The organism is Nocardiopsis sp. TRM 82005, from assembly GCF_056312425.1.
Genome location: NZ_JBWDTQ010000020.1, coordinates 12,195 through 35,251 on the forward strand (window position 1 = coordinate 12,195; position 23,057 = coordinate 35,251).

Genomic DNA, 23,057 nt, shown 5'->3' on the forward strand with positions numbered 1-23,057 from the left:
CCCCCATGATCACTCCACCCTCGCCTCCCCGTAACCGGCGCTCACGTCCCATCCTGGCGACGGCGGCGGCATCGGTCCTCCTGTTCACCGCCGCGTGCGCCGGGGAGGAGGGAACCGAAGAAACGTCCGAGGTCACCGCCGTGATCGACGACGAGCGCTGCGAGACCAACCGCGCGGCCGGGACGGTCACCTACATCACCGGCTACCAGTACCAGGCCTCCGTGAGCATCCTGGAGGCCATCGCGGCCGACGCCCTGGGCTACTTCGACGCCGTGTGCCTGGACGTGGAGATCCAGCCCGGCAGCGGCGACACCATCGGAAACTCGCAGCTGGTGTCCGCGGGCACCGCCCACTTCACCTCGCTGGGCAACGAGGCCGAGGTCCTCCAGGCAAACGAGGCCGGGCACGACGTCATCGGCGTCGCCACCTACGGGCACGTGCCCATCTCCAGCCTGTTGACCGGCACCGACATCGAGAAGCTCAGCGACCTGGAGGACACCACCCTGGGCCACAAGGGCATGCTGCCCGCGCCGCTGGAGGCCATGCTGGCCTCCGAGAACGTCGACATGGACTCCATCGAGATCGTGGAGGTCGGCTACGACCCCAGCGTGCTGCCCCGCGACCAGGTGCAGGCGCTGACCGCGTTCCGCTCCAACGAGCCGTTCCTGCTCGCGGACATGGACGAGGAGTACAACGAGTGGCTCCCCGAGGACTACGGGATCGTCGGCTCGTTCGGCGTGATGGCCACCAGTCCCGAGTGGGCCGAAGAGAACCCGACGGTGGTCGAGGACTACCTGCGGGCGCTCTCCCAGGCGTTCACGTACTGCCAGGAGAACGGCGAGGAGTGCGTCGGATACGCCGCCGACCTGGCCGAGGCCGGGTACGAGGTCGACCACAACCTGCGGGTCTGGAACTCCGAGCACGAGTTGGTCAGCGCCTCCACGCCCGACGACGCCGTGGTCGGCTACATCGACCTGGGCCTGACCGAGGCCGAGGGCCAGACCCTCGTCGACAACGGCCAGCTCGACGAGATGCCTGACGTGGAGCCCCTGTTCGATCCCCGCTACCTGGAGGCCGTCCACGTCGCCACGGAGGTGGCCTGGCCCGGCGAGTAGGTACCGGACGGCAACGAGTATCACGCGCCCCGGTGCCGCGTACAGAACGCGGAACGCACGGCACATGGTCCGCGCGGCGCCGGGAGCGCACCACGCGCACAGCGCACGAGAGCGACAATCTAGGAGCCAAGGATGGCAACAACAGGCGGGCCTCCGGCCACCGACACCGAGTACGGCGTCTTCCTGCCCATCGGCAACGGGGGGTGGATCGTCTCGGAGACCGCGCCGCGCCCGGAGGCGACCTACGAGTACAACAAGAAGGCCGCGGTCCTCGCCGACGCCTACGGGCTCGACTTCGTCATGTCCATGGGCAAGTGGCGCGGATACGACGGCGCGACCGACCACTGGGGACAGACCCTGGAGTCGATGACGATGATGTCGGGGCTCGCCGAGGCCACCGAGCACGTCAAGGTGTGGGCGACCGTCCACACGAACCTGTTCAACCCGGCCGTCGCCGCCAAGATGTACACCACCCTCCAGGACATCAGCGGTGGACGGGCCGGAATGAACATCGTCGTGGGCGCCTACGCGGACGAGTTCGCGCAGATGGGCATGTGGCGTGAGGACCTCGGCCACGCCGACCGCTACCGGTACACCGAGGAGTGGACCACGGTCCTCGAACGGTTGTGGACCGAGGACTCGGTGACCCACGACGGCGAGTTCTTCCAGCTCGACGACTGCCGCTCCCGCCCGCACCCCGTTCCGGCGCCGACCCTGATCAGCGCGGGCCGCTCCGACACCGGACTGAACTTCCAGGCCCGCCACTGCGACGGCTCGTTCCTGACCGCGCAGGACCTGCCCGGCCTGCGCGATGCCAGCCGTGACGTCAAGGAGCGCGCCGCCAAGCAGGAGCGGAGCATCAAGACGTACTCGATGCTCACCGTCATCATGGCCGACACCGACGCCGCCGCCGAGGAGCGGAGGCTGGAGTACGGGCGCGGCGCGGACGTCGACGCGATCGTCAACCTCAAGCTGTCCTGGGGCCTGCCCCTGGACAAGGCTCTGTCGCTGACCTCCGAGCGGCCCGAGGACGAGGCGTTCCAGACGCCGTTCGCCACCGGTTCGCCCGAGACGGTGGCCGGGCGCATCCGCGAGATCGTGGAGTACGCCGAGCTCGACGGCCTGATGCTGATCTTCCCCGACTACCACGTGGACATGGTGGAGTTCGGGGAGAAGGTCCTCCCGCTGCTGCGCCCGGACCGGGAAGCGGCCGCGAAGCAGGGCTGACACGGCCTCACCGGCGTGTCAGGCCGTCCGTGACGAGCGTGCGGCCCTCCGGGGAAGGCAGCGCTCGCCATGGATGTGCGGTGGCACTTCGCCGGCCCGCCCCGGCCCGCCCCGGCTCGCCTGGCCGGGTGGAGGTGACCGGGCGCGGGTCGGCGCGGCCCTGACGGTTGAGCCCGGCCCGATCGGGTAGCAGCCTTCGTGTCCTGGCAGGTCAGGCCGCTCACCGCCGCTGACCGGCGCGAAGCGGCCCGGCCCTCGCATGAGACGGAGGGACTGACGATGAGCGTCAAGCACGGCATCAAGGGGCTACAGGAGATCCTGGGCGAGGTGAGCTTCCCCGCGGGCAAGAACCAGATCGTGGAGCACGCCCTGGACGCGGAGGCCGACGAGGAGTTGCTCAGCGCTCTCCGGTCGATTCCGCCCGCCGACTACAACGAGCCCAACGAGGTACTGCGCTCGGTGCCTCTGTCCCGGTCCGACCCGGATTCCCATCCCGAGTCCGCCCGCGCGCAGCACCGCCGGGAGCACCGCAAGCCCGGCATGTCCGAGTCGACGAAGGAGACCAGGCCGGTCAACCCCATCGAGGAGGAGCTGGGCGAGAACCGCAAGGCCTGATCCACGCCCCGGGGTCGGCCGCGGCCGACCCCGGGGACGCGCACGCCACCGTCCCGGGTGCGTACGGCGAGTCGGCCCCTGCTTCGGTGCCCCGCCCGTTTCGGACGTCCTTACGTCAGGCGGCGAACCCGAACGGAAGGACCCGCGTTCGGGGCGAACACGGCCTCAGTCGTACACGCTGGACCGGTGGCCGACGTGGACGACCCAAACGATCAGCCTCTTCTCCTCCACTGTGTAGATCACCCGATAGTCGCCCACTCTGAGGCGGCGCACCTCTGGCGCGCCGATCAGCGCCGTGGTGCCGAGTCCCAACGGGCCCGTCTCCAGTTCGGTGAGCTTGAGGAACACGTTCAACGCGACGTTGCGGGGAAGCTTGCGCAACTCCGACGACGCCCTTCCGGCGTCGATCGGCGCGCACGCCCTCGAACAGGTGCTGGTCTGATCGCGAGGGGCGGGTACGGCCGGGTCCGGACGCTGTCGCGGGGCCGGGCGCACCGGCCACCGACCAGTTTGCTCGCCGTGCCTACGGGAGACTGTGACCACTGGTCTCCCAGTGCACCAACAAGACCGGACACATGCTCCCTGGGCTGGACATTTACCGCACATTCAGCGACCATAGGCGGGGCGCGCTGGCGCCTAGGTGTGCCGGGAAGACTGGTCGGCGAGTCCAACAGTCGTATCCCGAAAGGTGCCTATGAGCATCGACCCGATCGAGCATTCCCCGGGCTCCGGCCCGCTCGCCAGATTCGCCGACGCGCTCCGCAGTGACAGCGTCGGCGGTTTCCTGTTGATCGGCGCCGCGATCCTCGCACTGGTCTGGATCAACTCCCCGTTCGGCGAGGCCTACGAGAGCCTGCGCTCGATCAGGCTCGGCCCGGAGGCCCTGCACCTGGACCTGACGCTGGAGACGTGGGCGGCCGACGGCCTCCTCGCGGTCTTCTTCTTCGTCGTCGGCAACGAGCTCAAGCAGGAGTTCGTCCACGGCGAGCTGCGCAACCCCAGGCGTGCCATGCTGCCGATCGTCGCGGCCGTCTGCGGCATGATCGTGCCCGCCGCGATCTACGCCGCGATCAACATCACCTCGCCCGAGACCGTCCAGGGCTGGGGCATCCCGATGGCGACCGACATCGCCTTCGCCCTCGCCATCCTCGCGGTGGTCGGGCGCGGACTGCCCGTGGCACTGCGGACCTTCCTGCTGACGCTGGCGATCGTGGACGACCTCGGCGCGGTCGTCGTCATCGCGGTGTTCTACACCTCGGGCATCAACTTCGTGGCGCTGCTGATCGCCGCCGCCGGCCTGGTGGTGTTCTGGTACCTACAGCGGGGCAAGGGGCTGGCCGCCAAGCTCAACGCGTCGGTGATCCCCAACTGGCTGGTCTACGTGCCCCTGGCCGTGGTGATCTGGGTCCTGGTGCACGAGAGCGGCGTGCACGCCACCATCGCGGGTGTGGCGATGGGGCTGCTGATGCGCACCAACGCGCTGCCCGGTGAGGGGCACGACCCCAGCCACGGCGTGGAGCAGCTGCTGCGCCCCTGGTCCTCTGGCCTGGCCCTGCCGATCTTCGCGTTCTTCTCCGCCGGTGTGGTCTTCGACGGCTTCGACGAGGTCGTCACCGACTCGGCCGCGCTGGGCATCATCGTCGGTCTGATCCTCGGCAAGGTGATCGGCATCGCGGGCGGCTCATGGCTGACCACCAAGATAACCAACGCCGAGCTCAACCCCAGTCTGAGATGGATCGACATCGTCGGTATGTCGCAGCTGGCCGGTATCGGCTTCACCGTCTCGCTGTTGATCAGCGAACTGTCGTTCCTGGGTGCTCCGGAGCACCTGGCGCACGCCAAGACGGGTGTACTGGTCGCCTCCCTGATCGCCACCCTCCTGGCCGCGGGCATCCTGGGCTTCCGCGCCAGGCACTACCGGCGGACGGGCAGCCCGACCGGCCCCGCGGGCCTTCCCACCGAGTAGGCGGCCCACGGAAAGAGCACGGCGACGCGGGGCCCGCCCCTCCCGGAACGCACCGGGGGAGACGGGCCCCGCCTCCTTTCCGTTCAGCCCTCCCCCGACGCGAGGTAGGCGAGCCAGCCCCCGTGGTGGCTGATGTCCTCGGCGTCCCCGGCCGCGGCGGGGTCGCAGGCGAAACCGACCACCGTGCGACCGTCCGCCAAGGTGACCGCGCCCAACGACATGGGCGCGGGCAGTGCGGCCAGGAAGGAGCCGAGTCCGGCCGGGGAGATCCGCCAGACCTCGCAGCGCAGAGCGGAGCCCCGCCCGTCGCTTCGGAGCACGCCGGGCTTGGCCGGCACGGCCGCGGACCGCCCACCGGGGGTGGCGGCGGCCCCGGGCAGAGCGACCATGCGGTAGTCGGCGCTGGTGAGCGCCTCGTCGACGAACCGGGCGCCCAGGTCGGTGAGCTGGTGGTTGAGCGGCTGGCCGCGCAGGTGCGCGCCGAACACCGCCAGGTCCACGCCGGGCGCGGGGTAGGCCTCCCCCCGCCCCTCGCCGACCAGGGTCGCCGCCAGGTCGAGGGCCGTCTGGTCCTCGAACGCGCGGGTGAGGACGCTGACCCCGAAGGGACGGCCGTCCGTGGTCCCGGCGGGAACCGCCACGGCCGCCATGTCCAGCAGGTTCACGAAGTTGGTGTACGTGCCCAGGCGCGAGTTGGCCTCCACCGGATCGGCCGCCACCTCCGCCAGGGCGGGGTGGCCGACCGTGGTCGGCAGGAGGAGGGCGTCGAACCCGGCCAGGAGCCGGCGGGCCGCGGCCTTGTAGGAGGCCAGCCGGTGCTGGTCCGCGGCGAGCCGGTGGGCGGGGATGCCCTCCGCCGCCAGGATGATCGCGGAGACGGTGGGATCGGCCCCTTCGGGGTGGCCGGCCAGGAACTCCCCCACGGCGGCGTAGCGCTCGGCGACGAGCGCACCGTCGTAGAGCAGCCGCGCCGCCTCCAGCAGAGGGGACACGTCGGCCTCCGCCGTCTCCGCCCCGGAGGCGCGCAGTGTGTCTACGGCCTCCTGGAAGGCCGCCCGCTCACCGTCGCCGAGTGGTGCCAGCGCCGTGTCCGAGGGCACCGCCACACGCGCCCCGGGCCGGGCGGCGAGCCGTACGTCGGCGGGCCAGTCTCGGCTGTACGGGTCTTCGGGCTCAGGGCCGGTCATCACGGCCAGGGCGGCACGGCCGGAGGCCAGGTCCCGGGAGAACACGGTGACGCAGTCGTAGGGACGTGCGGCCGGGACCACTCCGGAGGACGGGACCAGGCCGAGCGTGGGTTTGAGTCCGACGACGCCGTTCAGGGCGGCGGGCACACGGCCGGAACCGGCGGTGTCGGTGCCCAGGGCGATGTCGGCCATCCCCAGGGCCACGGCCACGGCTGAGCCCGAGCTGGACCCGCCGGAGATCCGCTCCGGGTCGCGTGCGCCCCGAACCGCGCCGTGGGGGCTGCGGGTGCCGACCAGCCCGGTGGCGAACTGGTCGAGGTTGGTCTTGCCGAGCACCAGGGCACCCGCGTCCACCAGCCTGCGCACGCACGGCGCGCTCGCCGCGGGGGTGAACGCGTACCCGGGGTGGGCGGCCGTGGTGGGCAGACCCGCCACGTCGATGTTGTCCTTGACCGCCACGAGCGTCCCCGCCAGCGGTAGCTCCTCTCCCTCGGTGATCCGGTCCTCCAGCGCCCTGGCCTCCACGGCCAGCTCCCGCTCGGCGCGCAGGGTGATCCAGACCTCGGGCCGATCGGCCTCGGCGATCCGGCGGTAGGCGGAGCGGACTCGGTCGGTGGGAGCGGGCATCAGGCGGACCCTCCTTGTGCGATGACGGCCATGGCGCTCCCCGGTTCGAGGGGCTGGCCCGGTGTGACGAGGACGTCCGAGACCGTTCCCGACCGGGGAGCGCGGACGACGACCTCCAGCTTCATGGCCTCCAGGCGCACGACGGGCTGCCCCTCCTCCACAGTGTCGCCGGGGGCCACGTCCACCTTCCAGACGGAGGCGGACAGGGGCGCCTCGACGAGGCGGGCGCCCGGCGGCAGGTCGGGGGCGGCGTGGACGGCCGGCTCGGGCTCTGGCTTGTCCTCGAACTCGCCCGAGGCCTCCCACGCCCGCCGTTCGGTCTCGAAGGCCGCGGCCCGGCGCCGCTCGAACTCCTCGATGGAGTCGGCGTTCTCGGCCAGGAAGCGCTCGTGCTCGGACAGGACGAACTCCCCGTCGTCGATGGCGAGTCCGTGGCGTCCGGCGAGCAGGTCGGCGCGGATGTCCAGGAGCTCCTCGCGGCCCACGGGATACCAGCTGATCCGGTCGAAGAATCGCAGCAGCCACGGGGTACCGGGTTCGAACGGGCCGTACTGGCGCAGCCCGGACCAGATGGGGACCGTACGGCCGATGAGCTGGTAGCCACCGGGGCTCTCCATGCCGTACACGCACAGGTAGGCGCCGCCGATACCGACGCCGGCCTCGGGTGTCCAGGTGCGCGCGGGGCTGTACTTCGTGGTGACCAGGCGGTGGCGCGGATCGAGCGGGGTGGCGGCGGGGGCGCCCAGGTACACGTCTCCCAGGCCCAGGACCAGGTAGGAGGCGTCGAAGACGGTGTCGCGTACCTGCTCGACCGAGTCGAGTCCGTTGACACGGCGGATGAACTCGATGTTGTCGGGGTTCCAGGGCGCGTCGTCGCGCACGCCGGTCCGGTAACGGGCGATGGCCTCGTGGATGGACGGGTCGTCGAAGGACATCGGCAGGTGCAGGGTCCGGCTGGGCACCCGCAGCCGCGAGGTGGGAGGCAGCTGTTCCTCGATCTCCCGGAGGAGGCCCAGAAGGGTGCGCAGCGGCAGTACCCGGGGGTCGGTGTGCAGGTGCAGGGACCGGACACCGGGGGTGGAGTCGACGATGCCGGGCGGCGCGGCACGGTCGAGGGCGGCCATGAGGGCGTGGACGCGCATGCGCAGGCCCAGGTCCAGGGTCAGGGGCCCGTACTCGACGAGGAGGTTGTCGTGGCCGCCGCGCCGGTAGGTGACCTCCGGTGTGCCCTCGCCCGCCGGGACGCGGGCGAGGACGCCGTCGTCGCCGTCAGCTCCGCTGCCGCGCAGGAGCGCGGCGGCCGTGGGGACGGTGTGGAGCTTCTCGGCCACCGCCTCGTTCACCGGGTGGAAGCGCACGGTGTCGCCGGGGCGGAGCTGCCCGATCTTCCAGCGGGAACCGCTGACCACGGTGACGGGGCAGACGAACCCGCCCAGGCTGGGGCCGTCGGGACCGAGGAGGACGGGCGTGTCTCCGGAGAGGTTGACGGCGCCGACGGAGTAGGCGGTGTCGTGGATGTTGGAGGGGTGGAGTCCGGACTGACCGCCGTCGGGGCGCGCCCAGGACTGTCTGGGCCCGGAGAGGCGGACTCCGTTGCGCGCGGACTGGGAGTGCACCCGCCAGGCCGTGGCGTAGAAGGCGGTGAGCCCCTCCCGGGTGAGGAACTCCGGTGCGGCGTGCGGCCCCTCGGACACCTCGATGTCCCAGTGGGACCCCGTGCCCTCCGAGGAGCCCTCCGCACCGGCCGGGACGGGTAGTACGGGCCGGTCGGCCTCGGGGACGGGCCGGGGGACGGGTGCTCCGGCGGGCTCCGGAAGCGGGCGGAGCACGTCTCCCGGGCGCAGGGCCCGGCCGCTGTGGCCGCCGTACTCCCCGGCGGTGAACGTGGACGCGCTGCCCAGGTACTCGGGCACGTCCAGTCCGCCCCGCACCAGTACGTAGGTGCGCATGCCGGGCCCCCGGCAGGCCCCGACGTCGAGCAGGCCGCCCGCCGGTACCCGCACCGGCTCCCACTGGGCGGCCGCGACGCCGTCCACGGCGACCTCGGCGGGCGCACCGGTCACGCACACGGTGGTGGCGGCCGAGAAGCGCAGGGCGGGGCCCTCGACGGTGCACTCCAGTCCGGGGGCTCCCTCGGGGTTGCCCAGGGCCCGGTTGCCCAGGCGCAGGGAGAGGTCGTCCATGGCGCCCGACGGCGGGACGCCGACCTGCCAGTAGCCGGTGCGGCCGGGGAAGTCCTGGACGGTGGTGAGCGTCCCGGCGCGGTCCACCCCGATGCGCGGCTCCGGGTCGCCCACCTGGGCGCAGGTGGCCGTGGTGTGTCCGACGGCGCGGACGTCCTCGTGGCGGGTCAGGGCACGTAGGAGGCCCAGGTTGGTCTGGAGCCCGTCGATCCGGACACCGGCCAGCGCGGTGCCGAGCCGCTCCAGGGCGTCGTTCCGGTCGTCGCCGCGTACGACGACCTTGGCGAGCATGGGGTCGTAGTCGCTGGTGACGCGCTGTCCGGTCTCCACCCAGCCGTCCACGCGCACCCCGGCGGGGAACTCGACCCGTGTGAGCAGCCCGGAACTGGGGCGGAAGTCGTGGGCCGGGTCCTCGGCGTACACGCGGGCTTCGAGGGCATGACCGTCAGGTGCGGGCCCCTCCGGGGGTACGTCGGCGAGGACGTCCTCGCCGCGGGCCAGGCGGAGCATCCAGGCGACCAGGTCCACCCCGGTGACCTCCTCCGTCACCGGGTGCTCGACCTGGAGCCGGGTGTTGACCTCCAGGAAGGACGCCTCGCCGCGTTCGGCGTCGTAGACGAACTCGACCGTCCCGGCGCTGCGGTAGGACACTCCGGCGCAGAGCTCGCGCGCGGCGCGGTGGAGTTCCGCGCGCAGGTCCCCGGGCAGGTCTGGAGCGGGTGCCTCCTCGACGACCTTCTGGTTGCGGCGTTGCAGGGAGCAGTCGCGGTCCCCGAGGGTGACCACTCCGCCGCGCCCGTCGCCGAACACCTGCACCTCGATGTGCCGGGCCCGGGAGACGAAGCGCTCCACGAACACGCCGCCACCGCCGAAGTGGGTCTCGGCCATGCGGCTGACCTGGTCGAAGGCGGCGCGCAGGGCCTCCTCGTCCGCGCAGGGCCGCAGGCCGATGCCGCCTCCGCCCGTGGTGGACTTGAGGATGACGGGGTAGCCGACGCGCTCGGCGGCGGCGACCGCCTCCGCCACGCCGGGGAGGACCTCGCTGCCCGCGACCATGGGCAGCCCGGCGGCGGCCGCGGCCTTGCGCGCGGTGTGCTTGTCACCGAACTCCTCCAGGTGGCGGGGCTCGGGGCCGACGAACACCAGGCCCGCGCTTTGAACGGCGTCGGCGAACTCGGCGCTCTCGGACAGGAAGCCGTATCCGGGGTGGACCGCTCCGGCCCCGGTGGCCTCGGCCGCGGACAGGACGCGTTCGGTGTTCAGGTAGCTCTCGGCGGCGGGGGCGGGCCCCAGCCGGACGGCCTCGTCGGCGAGGCGGGTGTGGAGCGCGCCGGCGTCGGCGTCGGAGTAGACGGCGACGGTGCGCAGGCCCAGGTCTCGGGCGGACCGGATGATGCGGCAGGCGATCTCGCCGCGGTTGGCGACGAGCACGGAGTCGAACACGCTGGGTCTCCTTGGTGCGGGAGCTTGTGTGCTGCGGTGCGCGGGGAGGGGGTCAGGGGGCGTGCGCGTGTAGCGCCGTCTGGGCCAGGGCCCGGCGTGCACGCTCCAGGACGACCTCCATGGAGGCTCCGACGTGCTCGTGCATGGCGCGGTAGGCGGCGTCCAGTTCGCCCCCGGAGAGGTGCTCGACGATTCCGATGTGCTCGTCGATGGTGGAGGCGATCCGGTCCTCGGTGAGGAAGTCGTACATGCGCACCCTGCGGATGCGCTGGTTGACGGAGACCAGCGACTCGGTCAGCGCCCTGTTGCCTGAGGCGCGGGACAGAGCGGCGTGGTACTCCTCGTCGAGGAGGACGAAGGAGGGGTCGGGCGGGGGCGGGTCGGCGCGCAGGCCCTCCCAGCGCTCCAGCTCGGTGGCGAGGATCCCCGGATCGTGCCGGACGCCGGGGTCCTCCATGGCGCGTGCGATGCCGCGCAGTTCGAGCGTGACCCGGAGCTCGTAGAGGTCGCGGAGCCCGGCGAGGTCGGGGACGGTGGCGTAGAAGCCGTTCTCACGCCGTTCGACCAGCCCGTCGGAGTGCAGGCGCGCCAGGGCCTCGCGCACGGGGGTGCGGGAGACACCGAAGCGCTGGGCGAGCCGGACCTCGCCCAGCCGGGTGTGGGGGCCGACCCCGCCGCTGAGGACCTCCTCGCGGATCAGGGCGTGGACCCTGTCGCGCCGTGAGGTGGCCGTCGCCTCCGCCTGCGGGTCCGGCCGTGTATACATCCGTGTGTCCATGGGGACCGACGCTAGGAAGGGTGTGTTTCGTCGGTCCTGTCCCGCGGTGAAGCGTGGGTTTCCCCTTGTTTCATCATGTTTCGTGCCTGAGCGCGTCATGTGTCCGGACACGACGAAACGGGCGCCGCGGCCCGGGACGGACGGGAGAACCGTCGTCCGCCGGTGCCGCGGCGCCCGTGGGGGCCGCCCGCCCTCCGCGGGCGCCCGGGGTCAGAGGCTGATGCCCACCGCCCAGGTCATGAGGCCGTACATCGCGCCGAGGATGAGAACGAGCGCGGTGAGGTTCAGCCAGACGCCGCCGCGCATCATCTGGCCGATCTGCACGTACCCGGAGCCGAAGACGATCGCGTTCGGCGGGGTGGCCACCGGCAGCATGAAGGCCATGCTGGCGGCGAGGACGGCCGGGACGACGAGCACCATCGCCTCGACGTCCATGCCGACCGCCACACCGCCGAGGATCGGCAGGAAGGTGGCCGCGGTGGCGGTGTTGCTGGTGAGCTCGGTCAGGAGGAGCACCAGGGCGGCGACCGCCAGGATGATGATCCAGAACGGGATGCCCGCCAGGGCGGAGACCTGGCTGCCGATCCAGGCGCTCAGCCCGGACGCGGTGAACTGCGTGGAGATGGCCAGACCGCCGCCGAAGAGCAGCAGGACGCCCCACGGAAGCTTGACGGCGGTGTCCCAGTCCAGCAGGCGGGTCGTACGGTCCACCGGAAGGAGGAACAGCACGATCGCGGCGGTCATCGCGATGACCGCGTCGCCGACGCTGCCCAGCCACGGGGCGACGGAGGCGACGGCCTCCATGTCGGCCAGGATCGGAACGAAGATCCAGGAGAACGCGGCGAAGACGAAGACGGCGAGCACCATCTTCTCGGCACGCGACATCGGGCCCATCTCGGAGAGCTCACGGCGGATCAGGTCCTGTGCGCCCTCGACCTTCCGGGTCTGGGGGCGGAAGACGCGGAGGAGGACGAACCAGGCGATGAAGAGGAAGACCGCGGCCAGGGGGACGCCGGCCATCATCCACTGGCCGAAGCCGATGTGGACGTCGTGGTTCTCAGCCAGGTAGCCGACCATCAGGACGTTGGGCGGGGTGCCGATGAGGGTGGAGACCGAGCCGATGGACGCGGAGTAGGCGATACCGAGCATGAGCGCGGTGGCGAAGTTCGCGTCCGTCCTGCCGTTGCGGAACTGGGTGATCAGCGCGACGACCGAGAGGCCGACGGGCAGCATCATCACGGCGGTCGCCGTGTTCGACACCCACATGGAGATGAACGCGGTCGCGATCATGAAGCCGCCGACGAGGCCGGCCGTGTTGGAGCCGACCTTGGAGACGATGGTCAGCGCGATTCGCTTGTGGAGGTTCCACCTCTGCATCGCCAGAGCGAGCATGAAGCCGCCCATGAACAGGAAGATGGTGCTCGACCCGTAGGACGGAGCGACGTCGTCGACGGCGGTGCCCTCGACCAGGATCGGAAAGAACACCAGGGGCAGCAGGGAGGTCGCCGGGATCGGAATGGCCTCGGTGGCCCACCAGATGGCGATGAAGGCGGTGATACCCGCGACGGCACGGCCGTTGGCCGACAGTACCGGGTCCCCTTCCTCCCCCTCGCCGAGGGGCAGCGGCATGTCCGGCATGAGGAAGTAGACCAGCAGACCGATCAGCGGACCGGCGACCAGCCCGATGGCACGTGACCGGGGGAAGCTGTTCGCTGATTTGCCGTCCTGTGTGGGCGACATGGTGTCCGGCGCGTCGACACCCTTCTGGGACGCCATGGGTTCCTCCTGTTGCGGGCGATTGGGGGACGGGCGTTCGCCCACCGGGGGACTCCTGTGTCGCACCGGGTTTGCCGGCCGGTTTCCCCCGGGTTACTCCGACTTGATACAGCGATGGTGGTTATCTCCCCCCGACGTGTCCAACACCTCACCCGAAACTTGAGGTTCCTCTGACATTGGGACACGGTGGGTCCGTGACGTGGGACACAGGGTGAAACCGAAAGGTGGCGCGCCTGGGCACACGCCCACACTGTCTAAGCTGCACATATGCACATGAGGGGACCAAGTCGGCGCACCGCCCTGCGGGGCGCCGCGGGTGCCCTGGCCATGGCCGCGGTGGGCGGTTGCGCGTGGCGGAACCCCTCTCCCCCGCCGCAGGTGCTCGTGGTGGCCACGGGCCCGCCCGGGGCCGTGTACCGGGAGATCGGCGCGGAGATCGCGAGCCTGCTGGACGAGCGTCTGCCCGACATCCGGGTGGAGGCCATCGAGACCGGCGCCTCGCACGACAACCTGCGTCTCATCGACTCGGGCGAGGCCCACCTCGGTCTGGCCAACCTCGACTCGATCATGGCCGGGGAGGCGACCGAGGCCGACCCCCTCCGTGCGATCGGCCGCCTCTACGACAGCTTCGTGCACCTCGTGGTTCTGGACGGGTCGCCCGTGCGCCGTCTGGGAGATTTGGAGGGGCGCAGGGTCTCGGTGGGCGCGGACAACTCCGGCACCGAGTTCACCGCGGACCAGATCCTCGCGGAGACCGGACTGGAGATGGAGACGGTCCGACTGAACCAGGCGGCCTCCGCCCGGGCCCTGGGACGCGGGGAGATCGACGCGATGTTCTCCCTGACCGGGCTGCCCACCCCGGCCATCACCGACCTGGCCGAGCGACACGTGATACGCCTGGTCGACCTCTCCGACGCGGCGGCCGTGATGGCTGACGCCCGCCCCGAGGCGTACTTTCCCGCCAGCGTCCCGGCGACCACCTACGAAGGCGTGCCCGCCTACCCCACCATGTCCGTGCCGAACCTGCTGCTGTGCGCGGCCGACCTGTCCGACGACCTCGCCCACCTGGTCACCGACACCGTGTACACGCGTGCCGGGCAGATCGCGGACTCCCGCCCGGAGGCGGCCCAGATCAACGTGCGCACCGGCATCTCCACCGGCGTGGTCCCCCTGCACCGGGGAGCCACGAGCTGGTACCGGAGCAACAAGCCCTCTTGAGGCCCTCCGCCGGTGGGGTCGCCCCGGGATCAGTCGGCGTCCGCCGCCGACGCGGGCGGCAGGGTGATCACCGCGCCGAACCCGGAGCGTCCGCCCCCGGGCAGCCCCTCACCCAGTGCCAGCTCTCCCCCGGCCTCGCGGACCAGTTCGGCGACGATCGCCAACCCCAGCCCGGTCCCCTCGGTGTTCTGGTGCCGGGACGAGCGCCAGAACCGGCCCAGGGCGGCGTCGCGTTCCTCCTCCGTCAACCCCTCCCCGTCGTCGAGCACGCTGATCCGGGCCGGATCGCCCGCACGTGTGCGCACCTCCACCCGGGTCCCCCCTGACAGGCGCAGGGCGTTGCTCACCAGTTCGTCGAGGATGCTGCCCAGTCCTCCGGCGGGAGCCTGCACCCACATGTCCCCGGGGACCTCAGCGGACACGGAGATCCCCCGGGCCTCACCTAGGGCACGCCAGCGCTCCATCCGCGTGTCCAGCAGCTCGGAGACCTCCACGGCCTCGGTCCCCGTCACGCTCTCCAGGCGGGTCGCGGCCAGCAGGGAGTTGAGCATCCGGTGCATGGCCGTGGTCTCGTCCACTGCCACGGAATGCGCCTCCCGGGCCTCCTCCGTGGTGAGGTAGGGCGCGAGGTTCTCCACCGACAGACGGAGGCTCGCCAGGGGGTTGCGCAGCTGGTGGGAGGCCTCGGAGACGAAGGAGCGCTGGCGCTCCAGGGCTCTGCGCACCACGTCGACCATCGTGTTGAAGGACTCGGTGAGGCGACGCAGCTCCGGAGGACCGCGCTCGGCGTCCACCCGTACGTCCAGGTCGCCGGAGGAGACCGCGGTGGTGGCCGCGTCCAGTCTGCCGATGGGACGCAGGACCCAGCGCGACAACGGCAGCGAAGCCGCCACCAGCAGTCCCAGGGGTACCAGGCTGAGCAGGGCGAGCCATCCCCACGAGCCGAGGATGTCGGTACCGAGGCGGTCGGTGGGGGCGACGAGGACGACCGCGCCGACCACTTCGCTGTCCCGGCCGATGGGCTCGGCGACCACCAGGGGCTCCGTGCGCCAGGGCCAGACGGTGGTGGGCGGGGCGGGACGCTCCCCGGCCAGGGCGATGGTGACGGTGCCCGGGGCGTCCAGGTCCGCGAGGACCTCGCGCAGGTGCACGGTGCTTCCGGACCCGGTGACGGTCTCGCCGTCGGGGGCGACCACGGCCACCGGGATGCCGTAGAGCTCCTCGTAGCGGGACATCTCCTGCACGAGCGCGTCCTGGCGGTCGGTCTCCAGGGCGGTGCGGGCCAGCGACGCGAAACGGCCCGCGTCCCCCAGCCGGTCGACGTAGACCTCCTGGGTCCGCTGCTGGGCGATGACGGTTCCCAGAGGGATGACGGCCGCGGTGACCAGGACGAAGGCGGCCGGCAGGAGGATGGCGAGCAGTCTGCGGAGCAAGGCTCAGGACCTGTCGAGGACGTAGCCGACACCGCGCACCGTGCGGATGTGCACGGCACGGCCGAGTTTGGCACGCAGTGAGCCGATATGGGTGTCCAGCGTCCTGGAGGAGGCTTCCCAGGCCGTGCCCCACACCTGGTCGAGGATCTGGTCGCGGGCCACCACCGACGGGGACCGGGAGGCGAGGATGACGAGCAGGTCGAACTCCTTTCGGGTCAGTTGGAGTTCGGTGTCGTCGACCCTGGCCGCGCGGGAGCCGGGGTCGACGGTGAGCGCGCCGACCCTGAGCCGGGGCTCCTCGTCGACGGCCTCGGCCCGCGCGGCGCGGGTGCGGCGCAGGACCGCGTCGATTCGGGCGAGAAGCTCGGCGACACCGAAGGGTTTGACGACGTAGTCGTCGGCCCCGGCGCGCAGGCCGCGTACCCGGTCGCGTTCCTCACCACGGGCGGTGACGGCGATGATCGCGGTCTGCGGACGGTCGCGGAGCCTGCGTAGCAGGTCGATGCCGTCGGCGTCGGGAAGGCCGAGGTCGAGGAGGACGACGTCGGCGGGCGGGGCGCTGAGGGCGCGCTCGGCGGTGGCGACCCGCTGGACGTCGAAGGACGCCGACCGCAGGGCGATCACCAGACCACGGGCGACCCGGTCATCGTCCTCGACCACGAGAATGCGCATGACCAGCATGGTAGGCAGTGTTCGCCCCGCTCACGGCACGCCACCGGGCCGCGCCCCCTCCCGTACGCGAAAGCGTGTACCCGAACGTGTGCCTTCCGCACGGTCGCGGCCAAGGTGGAGGAGCACGGGATTCGGGTGGTTCACGGAAGTGGAAGCCATTCCATCGGCGATAACACGGGAGAGGAAATTGTGGGTGTCGGATGCTCTCCGCCCGCGTTCCCGGGTGTGGGCAAGAACGCGGAGTCGTGCGCCCACCCGAAGGGAGAACGGCCCGAAGGCCGACGTCAATGGATTACCTGGGGGAACGCACCAGAGCGGTCCGCCCCTGTGACGGGTTTTCCCGGACCGGTGATTCCTCCGTCCCCCGGGGCCGGTAATTCCCACCTGGCACCACCGGCCTCCGGAGAGCGCCCGACGGATGCGCCCCGGTGGCTGCGCGCTTCCGGGCCCCTCGGGTGAGACGGCTGGTTTGCCCGCCGTCACGGGCTTCACGGCGACAGAACTGCTGGCACGGCGACGTCCTGAGGCGTCGGCCGGAGCACCTCGCGGCTTCCACACCCGACGTGGAGATACCGCCCGACTGAAACGTATCAGTCCCGTTACTTTATGGACCTGGCACGGAGCGGCCGAGTCCGGACAACATGATCACCACCCCAGTGGGCATGTACAAGTCGGTCCCGAAAACATCAGAATGCATAAGCGACCTGAGTCTGACCTGACCGAACTTTCAGGACTGCTCGGGAAACAGGAGCGACCAATGGTGGGACTGGGAGAAACGAGGCCGCCGCGTGCGTAGAAACGACCAGCAAAGACAGACCAGGCTGGAGTTCCCGTGAGAGGGCTGGGACGGGAAGCCGGTCGATGGCGCACGTCGAGCTACAGCGGCGGTGGATCCGGGGAGTGCGTCGAGGCCGCGCTGGAAGAGCCCCGGCGGGTCGGGGTACGCGACTCCGCGCATCCCGACCGCGCCGCACTGGCCCTGCCCGCGTACCAGTGGGTCGCTCTGCTCAGGCTCGCGGGGCGTTCCTGACCGGTGCCGCGGTCCGGAAGGAGGGGGCCGGACCGCACCCGGTCACATCTGGGCGAGGTAGATGTCCGCGTCGCCCCGCACGGTCTTGCGGAGGCTGAGCGTCGCGGGGTGCTCGGAGCCCATGACCTCGCGGTAGTGGTCCTCCAGGACGACGAACTCGGCATCGACGTCCTCACCCCCGGCCTTGCGGTCCACGAGCAGGTTGCGGCGGGCCAGCAGGGTCAGCGGATGTGCCTCTCCCACTTCCCTCCCACAGCCGCGCAGCGCCTCCTCGTCCAGTTCCCGCGCACCGGCGGCGTCCCCCATGAGGAAGTGGTCGTTGGCCAGGTTCACCATGCACGCCATGGTGCTGGGGTGGTGCCCGCCAACCCTGTCCAGGAACAGTTCGAGGGAGCGCTCGTCCAGCTCGCGCGCCTCGCTCACCCGGCCGAGCCGTCGCAGGATGATCGCCCGGTTGACGTCGGCCGCCCCGACGTAGGGGTGGCGCTCGCCCAGGAGCTTGACGTAGCGCTCTCCCGTGGTCTGGGCGAGTTCCAGTGCCTCGTCGTGCTGGTTGACCGCGCTCAGCGACAAGGCGTGCACGAGCGCCGTGTACATGCTGTCGTTGCTGTCCACACCCTGCTTGACCCGGAAACGCTGCCAGGCACGCTCCGACAGGGCGAAGGCCTCGTGGTGGTGGCCCGCCCTGCGGCGCATGACGGACAGCGTCCGAAGGTTGCTGAGGGTCCGCACGTCGTCCTCGCCGATGAGGCCGGTGACCCGCTCGACCTGGTTGGCCTGCGCCTCCTCGGCCTCCCGGTAGCGGCCCTTCTCCATCAGTGCCTCGGCATAGCCGTTGTTGGTGCCCAGGGTCCGCGGGTGGTCGGGGCCGAAGACGGCCTCCAACCGGGCCAGGGTGTCGCGGTACTCCTCGACCGCGGCCTCCGGGTCCCCGCTGAGCAGGAGGTTGAACGCCCGGAAGTGCGCTGTGAGCAGGGTGTTCGGATCCTCCTCACCGAACAGGCGGACCCGTTGGTGGTAGACCTCGGCCGCCACCGTCAGCGAGTCCCGGAACCGGCCCACGAAACGCAGGCTGCGGATGTGCTCGATCTCCGCGTCCAGGGTCTCCGGAGCCTCGGGGCTCTGTGTCTCGCGCAGGGTGCCCAGCGTGGCCTCGACCAGTTCGAGTGCCTGCTCCAGGTAGCCCTGGCCGCGCATCGCCGTGGCGACCTGGACCGCCATACCGAGGGTCGCCGGATGGTTCTCCCCCAGCCGCTGCCGCCACCAGGCGTGGGCGGTGTCGCCCAGGCGGCGGGCCTCGTCGAACTCGCGGCGGAGCACGGCCGTCCGGCACATCTGCACCACCAGGTTGCGCGCCCAGGGGTCGGTGCAGTTCCACAGTTCGGAGGCCCACACGTGCGGTAGCAGCTCGGTGTAGCGGACGACGGCCTCGACCTCGTCCTGCAAGTCGTTGCGGCCGAGCAGCTGGTGGGCGCAGTGGCGCAGCTCCTCGCGCTCCTGGTCGCTCATGGGCGCCTGGACCGCGCGCTGCACCAGCCGGTGCAGGGAGATGGTGTTGCGCTGGTGGTCGATGTGGGCGAGGCTGTTGCGCCCGATGTCGCGGATCGCCATACCGAGCTTGGCCGGATCCTCCAGAGCGCCGCGCAGGTCCGCCGGGCCCTCGATGCCGCGGGCGAAGTTGAACAGGGACCGCGGGATGGGCGCCGTCGCCATGAAGGAGCAGAGCTGGAGCAGCTGGAGCGCGGCCGGGTTGGTCGTGGCCAACCGGTCCAGCGACACGTTCCACGCCGCGGCGACGGCCACCGGGTAGGAGCTGTCCACCGGACGCAGCAGGGCGAGCATCTCCTCGCTCTTCTCAGTGAACTGCCGCAGGTACTCTTCGGTGGCCATACCGCTCTCGTGCAGCCATACGGCGGCCTGGTTGAGCGCCAGCGGCAGGTCGCCCAGCTCGCGCGCCAGCTCGTCGGCCTCGGCGTCGGTCAGCGACGCGGGACCGCGCCGTTTCAGCAGTTCGATGCTCTCGGTCCGGTCGAACTCGCGAACGGACAGGTAGGCGTCGCCGCCTCGCACCGTCCAGCTGGAGTCCCGAGAAGTGATGATCACGTGGCCCTCGCCCCCGACAGGAAGATACTGATCCAGTTCGGACCGGGCCTGCGCGTTGTCGAAGACGAGAAGCCAGCGCGGATAGTGGGTGCCCTGGCGCAGGGCCTCCAGCACGTTCTCCAGAACGTGCCCGCTGCCCGCCCCGGCGCTGTCCAGCCTGAGCCTGGACGCCAGTACCGAGAAGCTCTCGCGCAACTGGTTGCCGTGGGCGGAGGGGATCCAGCAGATGAGGTCGTAGTCGGACGCGTACCGGTACAGATACTCCTTGGCGAGCTCGGTCTTGCCGACCCCCGACATCCCGTTCAACGCGGTGATGACCTGCCGCTGACCCGTGACCAGTTGCGCCCTCAGCGAGGAGAGCAGTTCCTCGCGCCCCGTGAAGGCGTTGTTCCTGCGTGGAACCTGGACCCAGACCGCGTTGAGCGGTCGGCCACCCGTGGACGATCGGGCCGTACGACCGCCGCGCAAGTCGTCAGAGCCTTGCATTCTGTCCTCGATTGACGGGTTTGTAGCCATTTGAGTTATTTCACCCGACCGTTCAGAAAAGGATGTTCTGTTCCGCGCCTTCCAGTCGTCATTACCGCCCACACGCGCAGATCCGGAAACCTCCGGTAATCCTAGACCAGTGGTTGGCGACAATCCGACCTCCAGCGTTTCCACAGGGTCACGGGCCATGTTTTTTTCGTGAGAACCCGCATACTCCCGGATGGGATCCGCGTAACGACGGGTGAGGGCCGCGCTCTCCACTGCGGGAATCATGGAATTCGCCCAGTGATGGGATACCCGTGTGCTTTTCGGCGACTCGACGCTTTCGCCCCGCAACATGAGCCGGAGGGCCTCGAACCAGGGGTCCACCCGCCACAGGCGCTCCGCCGCCAGACCCAGCATCCGGCGGATATCGGAGACTCGGCCGCCCAGTGCCAACAGGATCCGCCTGACGCCCGGCCGGAAGTCCCACCGGACCGGTTCGCCCGCCTCCCCCGCACCGTCACCGCTCATCCGCACCAGCCCGCTGAAGAACACCTCCGTCAGCTCAGAGGGCGTGGTGCGGCCGAGCACGTCCTCGCAGACCGCCTCCACCAGGCGTGGATCCAGGGGCACGGCCGCCAGGGCCACCGCCAGGTCGAACGCCTCCGGGCTTGCCAGCCGCTGGAACCGGCGCGCCTCCCGCTCCGCGTCGAAGCCGGGTCCGCCATCGGCGTCCGGCGCCTCCGGAAGGCCGCGGTCCTGCCCTCCGGGAAACTCCGCGGTGTGCGCCCACATCCGTGTCCGGCCCCGACCCGCCACGAAGGCCGCCCAGTCGTGGATCGAGCGCGGGTTCAGCGTGAGCACGGGGACGAGCGTGCCCGGAGGGCCCTCGTCCTCCTCCGCCAACAGGTCGGTGAGCGTACGCTCCCGTACGTAGCGGGTGTTCGCGGCGCCGGGCCGGGCGGGCCAGGATACGGCCAGCTCGGTGGGCACGGTGGCGATGGCGCCGCGCCGCCACAGCCTGGGCCGGAGCAGGTGGAGGATCGCGACCGCGCGGCGTCCGGCGGTCCCGGCGACCCAGTCCCGAAACTCCCGGTCGCGCCAAGAGGCGCCGAGTCCGTCGGTGAGGACCAGGACGGCGTGCACGCCGGCGCGTCCCGCGGCGCCGAGCCGCCGGGGCTGCCCCCGCGCGTCCCACAGCTCCGGACGGCCGGTGCGCCCGGAGTCGAAGTGCAGGGCCGACACCTCGCGGAAGACGCCGCTGGAGCGCACCAGCGCGACGAACTCGTCGACCAGGCCGCGTTGGAAGACCATGGTGACGCCGTCGTCGACGAGGAGGGTGAGGTGGGCCGACCGCTCCTCGCTCGGGCGCAGCCGCGGGACCACCGGGACTCCGGCTCCCTCCCGCTCGTCCTCGCTCCAGTGGAGGCTGTCCAGGAGGGCGCGGGCGTAGTTGCGCGCGGTGCCCTCCGGATCGATCCGGTTCGGCCGTCCCCGGGGCGCTCTGAGGTTGAGGGGGCCGAGCGCGGCGACCAGTTCCTGGCGCCGTCCCAGGACCGGCTGGACGAACCCGGACGTCTGCTGGTCCCGAAACTCCCGCTCGCTCTCCGAGGAGGGCGGATCCCAGGTGCGGTGCGCTGCCGTGTCCGCCGCGGACCGCCGGGGCGCGTGCCCGGCACGGTGTTGTGGGGGTTCCGGTTCCGCCTCGCCGTCGGGGGTCCCGGCCTCTGGGATCCGGGTGGTACCGGGGTCCGCTCCGGGCGGCAGGCGGGGGGCGGCGGCCTCTCCCGCCGGGGACCCGCGCCTCGGGGCACCGGTCCGCGGATCCGGGAACCGGGGGCGGTCCCGCCGAGCGGCCGCGGCGCGCTCCCGCAGGGCCGCGAGGTGGACCGCGTCCGCCCACTCGGTGGGGGTGAGGCCCAGCCGTCCGAGCCCGGGGACGTCGTCCACCCGGTCGCCCGCCCCCCGGAGGTGGTCGTCCTCCGGCTGGTGTCCGGAGCTCATCCCGGGGTTTCCGTGAGGCGGTGCCAGAGCAGGTCGGAGAGGTAGCGGACCTGCTCGGGTCCGGGCTCCTCCTGTCCCTGGCCCATCGCGCCGACCAGGTGCACGGCGTTGAGCAACTGGTCCACGGCGAGGGCGTGGCCGTCGGCGCTCCTCCTCAGGAACTCGGTGACCAGGCTCCGCGTACCCGTGGGCGGGTCGCCGTCGAAGTGCCCGGCCACGGCCGCCACCAGTTCGTCCTCGTCCGGCAGCCCCATCTGGACCGGAATACAGCGGCGCAGGAACGCGGGCGGCAGGTCTCTGTCGTCGTTGCAGGTCAAAACGGTGATGGGGAAGGCCGAGCAGAGAACCTGGCCGCGGCTGACCACCGCCGTGCGGCCGGGGTCATCGGTGGCCACACGGATCGTCCCGGCCACGTTGGCCAGCCTGCTCAGCTCCGGGATGCCGTAGCCGCCGCTCTCGAAGAGGTCGAGAAGGTCGCTGGGCAGGTCGAAGTCTCCGAGGTCGAAGTCGTCGACCAGGAGTACCCGGGGGGCCAGGGTGGGCAGGAAGGCCGTGCCCAGAGGCCCCAGGGTGAGGTAGCGGCCGATCGACTCGGCGCTGCTGCGCAGGTGGGCGTCGGTGCCGGTGCCGTCGGCGGTCGCGTAGCGGCGGTCCCTGCCGCCCAGGACCCGGCGCTGGGCGTTCTCCAGGTTGAGGTCGTGGATCTGGGTCAGCGGATCGTAGGTGTACAGGCCTTCGCCCACGGTGCTCCGGCTCGTGACGGCCCAGCGCAGGACCCGGCCCAGGCCCAGCTCCCGGGCGACCTGGTGGGCGAGGCTGGACTTGCCGACTCCGGGCGGTCCGACCAGCAGCAGCGGCCGACGCAGGCAGATGGCCGCGTTGACCTTGTCCAGCAGCTGGCGCCGGTGCGTTCCGAGGGGGACCTGGAAGGTCCAGGGCTGAACGGGACCCAGGTGGCGGTCGCTCTCCGCTCCGGGGCTGCCGGCGTTGGGGCCCGGATCGTAGAGGACGGACTCCTCACCGGATCCGGTGAGGTCCCGGCCGCCGCCGTAGGAGCGCCAGCGGGGCGGCGGGGGCAGCTGGGTGGCGAGGTCCAGGTGTGGACGCGGCTGGCCCGTGCCATGGAAGATCCACCACTCCGGTGCGGAACTGGTGGACCCGGGTTCGGCTGGTGTGGTCATGGCAGGCCCTTCGAGCCGCGCCCAAGGGGGG

15 protein-coding genes are annotated in these 23,057 nt (G+C 71.3%); 6 read left to right on the plus strand and 9 right to left on the minus strand.

Features of this window, described 5'->3' with window-relative positions; all coding sequences use genetic code 11:
- The first annotated feature begins 5 nt into the window (after positions 1-5).
- From AC0T5L_RS16510 to AC0T5L_RS16520, 3 genes are all read left to right on the plus strand, one after another.
- Entirely contained in the window at positions 6-1,115 is a 1,110-nt protein-coding gene (locus AC0T5L_RS16510; protein WP_476166379.1) for an ABC transporter substrate-binding protein, read from the plus strand.
- A gap of 132 nt (positions 1,116-1,247) precedes the next feature.
- The gene (locus AC0T5L_RS16515; RefSeq protein WP_476166380.1) at positions 1,248-2,342 is read left to right on the plus strand and encodes an LLM class flavin-dependent oxidoreductase; all 1,095 of its coding nucleotides are present in this window, start codon (positions 1,248-1,250) and stop codon (positions 2,340-2,342) included.
- Positions 2,343-2,621: 279 nt separating this feature from the next.
- The gene (locus AC0T5L_RS16520; protein ID WP_476166381.1) at positions 2,622-2,957 is read left to right on the plus strand and encodes a DUF2795 domain-containing protein; all 336 of its coding nucleotides are present in this window, start codon (positions 2,622-2,624) and stop codon (positions 2,955-2,957) included.
- 165 nt (positions 2,958-3,122) lie between these two features.
- Here AC0T5L_RS16520 and AC0T5L_RS16525 read toward each other — a convergent pair whose 3' ends face one another.
- Positions 3,123-3,365, minus strand: coding sequence for a type II toxin-antitoxin system RelE family toxin (locus tag AC0T5L_RS16525; protein ID WP_476166491.1), 243 nt, complete (start codon positions 3,363-3,365; stop codon positions 3,123-3,125).
- Positions 3,366-3,651: 286 nt separating this feature from the next.
- Between AC0T5L_RS16525 and nhaA the strand changes: the two genes are divergently transcribed.
- Positions 3,652-4,923, plus strand: a complete 1,272-nt coding sequence (nhaA, locus tag AC0T5L_RS16530) for a Na+/H+ antiporter NhaA (RefSeq protein WP_476166382.1) — start codon at positions 3,652-3,654, stop codon at positions 4,921-4,923.
- Positions 4,924-5,006: 83 nt separating this feature from the next.
- Here nhaA and atzF read toward each other — a convergent pair whose 3' ends face one another.
- From atzF to AC0T5L_RS16550, 4 genes are all read right to left on the minus strand, one after another.
- Positions 5,007-6,737, minus strand: coding sequence for an allophanate hydrolase (atzF, locus tag AC0T5L_RS16535; RefSeq protein ID WP_476166383.1), 1,731 nt, complete (start codon positions 6,735-6,737; stop codon positions 5,007-5,009).
- Entirely contained in the window at positions 6,737-10,363 is a 3,627-nt protein-coding gene (gene uca / locus AC0T5L_RS16540) for an urea carboxylase (RefSeq protein WP_476166384.1), read from the minus strand. Before uca ends, atzF begins: the two co-directional genes overlap by 1 nt.
- A 52-nt stretch (positions 10,364-10,415) precedes the next feature.
- Positions 10,416-11,129: a GntR family transcriptional regulator gene (locus AC0T5L_RS16545; protein WP_476166385.1), complete on the minus strand. Its 714-nt coding sequence runs from the start codon at positions 11,127-11,129 to the stop codon at positions 10,416-10,418.
- Positions 11,130-11,351: 222 nt separating this feature from the next.
- Complete coding sequence (locus tag AC0T5L_RS16550; protein ID WP_476166386.1) at positions 11,352-12,917, minus strand: SLC13 family permease; 1,566 nt, start codon at positions 12,915-12,917, stop codon at positions 11,352-11,354.
- Positions 12,918-13,184: 267 nt separating this feature from the next.
- Here AC0T5L_RS16550 and AC0T5L_RS16555 point away from each other — a divergent pair, with 267 nt between their 5' ends.
- On the plus strand, positions 13,185-14,135 hold the full coding sequence (locus AC0T5L_RS16555) for a TAXI family TRAP transporter solute-binding subunit (protein ID WP_476166387.1): 951 nt from the start codon (positions 13,185-13,187) through the stop codon (positions 14,133-14,135).
- Positions 14,136-14,164: 29 nt separating this feature from the next.
- On the opposite strand, the gene AC0T5L_RS16560 is transcribed toward AC0T5L_RS16555, so the two are convergent.
- Positions 14,165-15,568: a sensor histidine kinase gene (locus AC0T5L_RS16560; RefSeq protein WP_476166388.1), complete on the minus strand. Its 1,404-nt coding sequence runs from the start codon at positions 15,566-15,568 to the stop codon at positions 14,165-14,167.
- A gap of 3 nt (positions 15,569-15,571) precedes the next feature.
- A complete protein-coding gene (locus AC0T5L_RS16565; protein ID WP_476166389.1) occupies positions 15,572-16,249 on the minus strand; it encodes a response regulator transcription factor in 678 nt (225 codons plus the stop codon).
- Positions 16,250-17,072: 823 nt separating this feature from the next.
- Here AC0T5L_RS16565 and AC0T5L_RS16570 point away from each other — a divergent pair.
- Positions 17,073-17,270 carry a DUF397 domain-containing protein gene (locus AC0T5L_RS16570; RefSeq protein WP_476166390.1) on the plus strand — a complete coding sequence of 66 codons (198 nt, stop codon included), beginning with the start codon at positions 17,073-17,075 and terminating at the stop codon, positions 17,268-17,270.
- A gap of 42 nt (positions 17,271-17,312) precedes the next feature.
- On the opposite strand, the gene fxsT is transcribed toward AC0T5L_RS16570, so the two are convergent.
- Together fxsT and AC0T5L_RS16580 are read right to left on the minus strand one after the other, a co-directional pair.
- Entirely contained in the window at positions 17,313-21,845 is a 4,533-nt protein-coding gene (fxsT, locus tag AC0T5L_RS16575) for an FxSxx-COOH system tetratricopeptide repeat protein (RefSeq protein WP_476166391.1), read from the minus strand.
- Entirely contained in the window at positions 21,842-23,026 is a 1,185-nt protein-coding gene (locus AC0T5L_RS16580) for an AAA family ATPase (protein ID WP_476166392.1), read from the minus strand. The genes fxsT and AC0T5L_RS16580 overlap by 4 nt, the downstream gene beginning before the upstream one ends.
- Between the last annotated feature and the right edge of the window lie 31 nt (positions 23,027-23,057).

Excerpts from the sequence above, each read along its gene's own strand:
- AC0T5L_RS16545 (WP_476166385.1), bottom strand. The coding sequence starts at position 11,129 with ATGTATACACGGCCGGACCCGCAGGCGGAGGCGACGGCCACCTCACGG.
- AC0T5L_RS16520 (WP_476166381.1), top strand. The coding sequence starts at position 2,622 with ATGAGCGTCAAGCACGGCATCAAGGGGCTACAGGAGATCCTGGGCGAG.
- AC0T5L_RS16550 (WP_476166386.1), bottom strand. The coding sequence starts at position 12,917 with ATGGCGTCCCAGAAGGGTGTCGACGCGCCGGACACCATGTCGCCCACA.
- fxsT (WP_476166391.1), bottom strand. The coding sequence starts at position 21,845 with ATGAGCTCCGGACACCAGCCGGAGGACGACCACCTCCGGGGGGCGGGC.
- nhaA (WP_476166382.1), top strand. The coding sequence starts at position 3,652 with ATGAGCATCGACCCGATCGAGCATTCCCCGGGCTCCGGCCCGCTCGCC.
- AC0T5L_RS16515 (WP_476166380.1), top strand. The coding sequence starts at position 1,248 with ATGGCAACAACAGGCGGGCCTCCGGCCACCGACACCGAGTACGGCGTC.
- AC0T5L_RS16580 (WP_476166392.1), bottom strand. The coding sequence starts at position 23,026 with ATGACCACACCAGCCGAACCCGGGTCCACCAGTTCCGCACCGGAGTGG.
- atzF (WP_476166383.1), bottom strand. The coding sequence starts at position 6,737 with ATGCCCGCTCCCACCGACCGAGTCCGCTCCGCCTACCGCCGGATCGCC.
- AC0T5L_RS16555 (WP_476166387.1), top strand. The coding sequence starts at position 13,185 with ATGCACATGAGGGGACCAAGTCGGCGCACCGCCCTGCGGGGCGCCGCG.
- AC0T5L_RS16510 (WP_476166379.1), top strand. The coding sequence starts at position 6 with ATGATCACTCCACCCTCGCCTCCCCGTAACCGGCGCTCACGTCCCATC.
- AC0T5L_RS16565 (WP_476166389.1), bottom strand. The coding sequence starts at position 16,249 with ATGCTGGTCATGCGCATTCTCGTGGTCGAGGACGATGACCGGGTCGCC.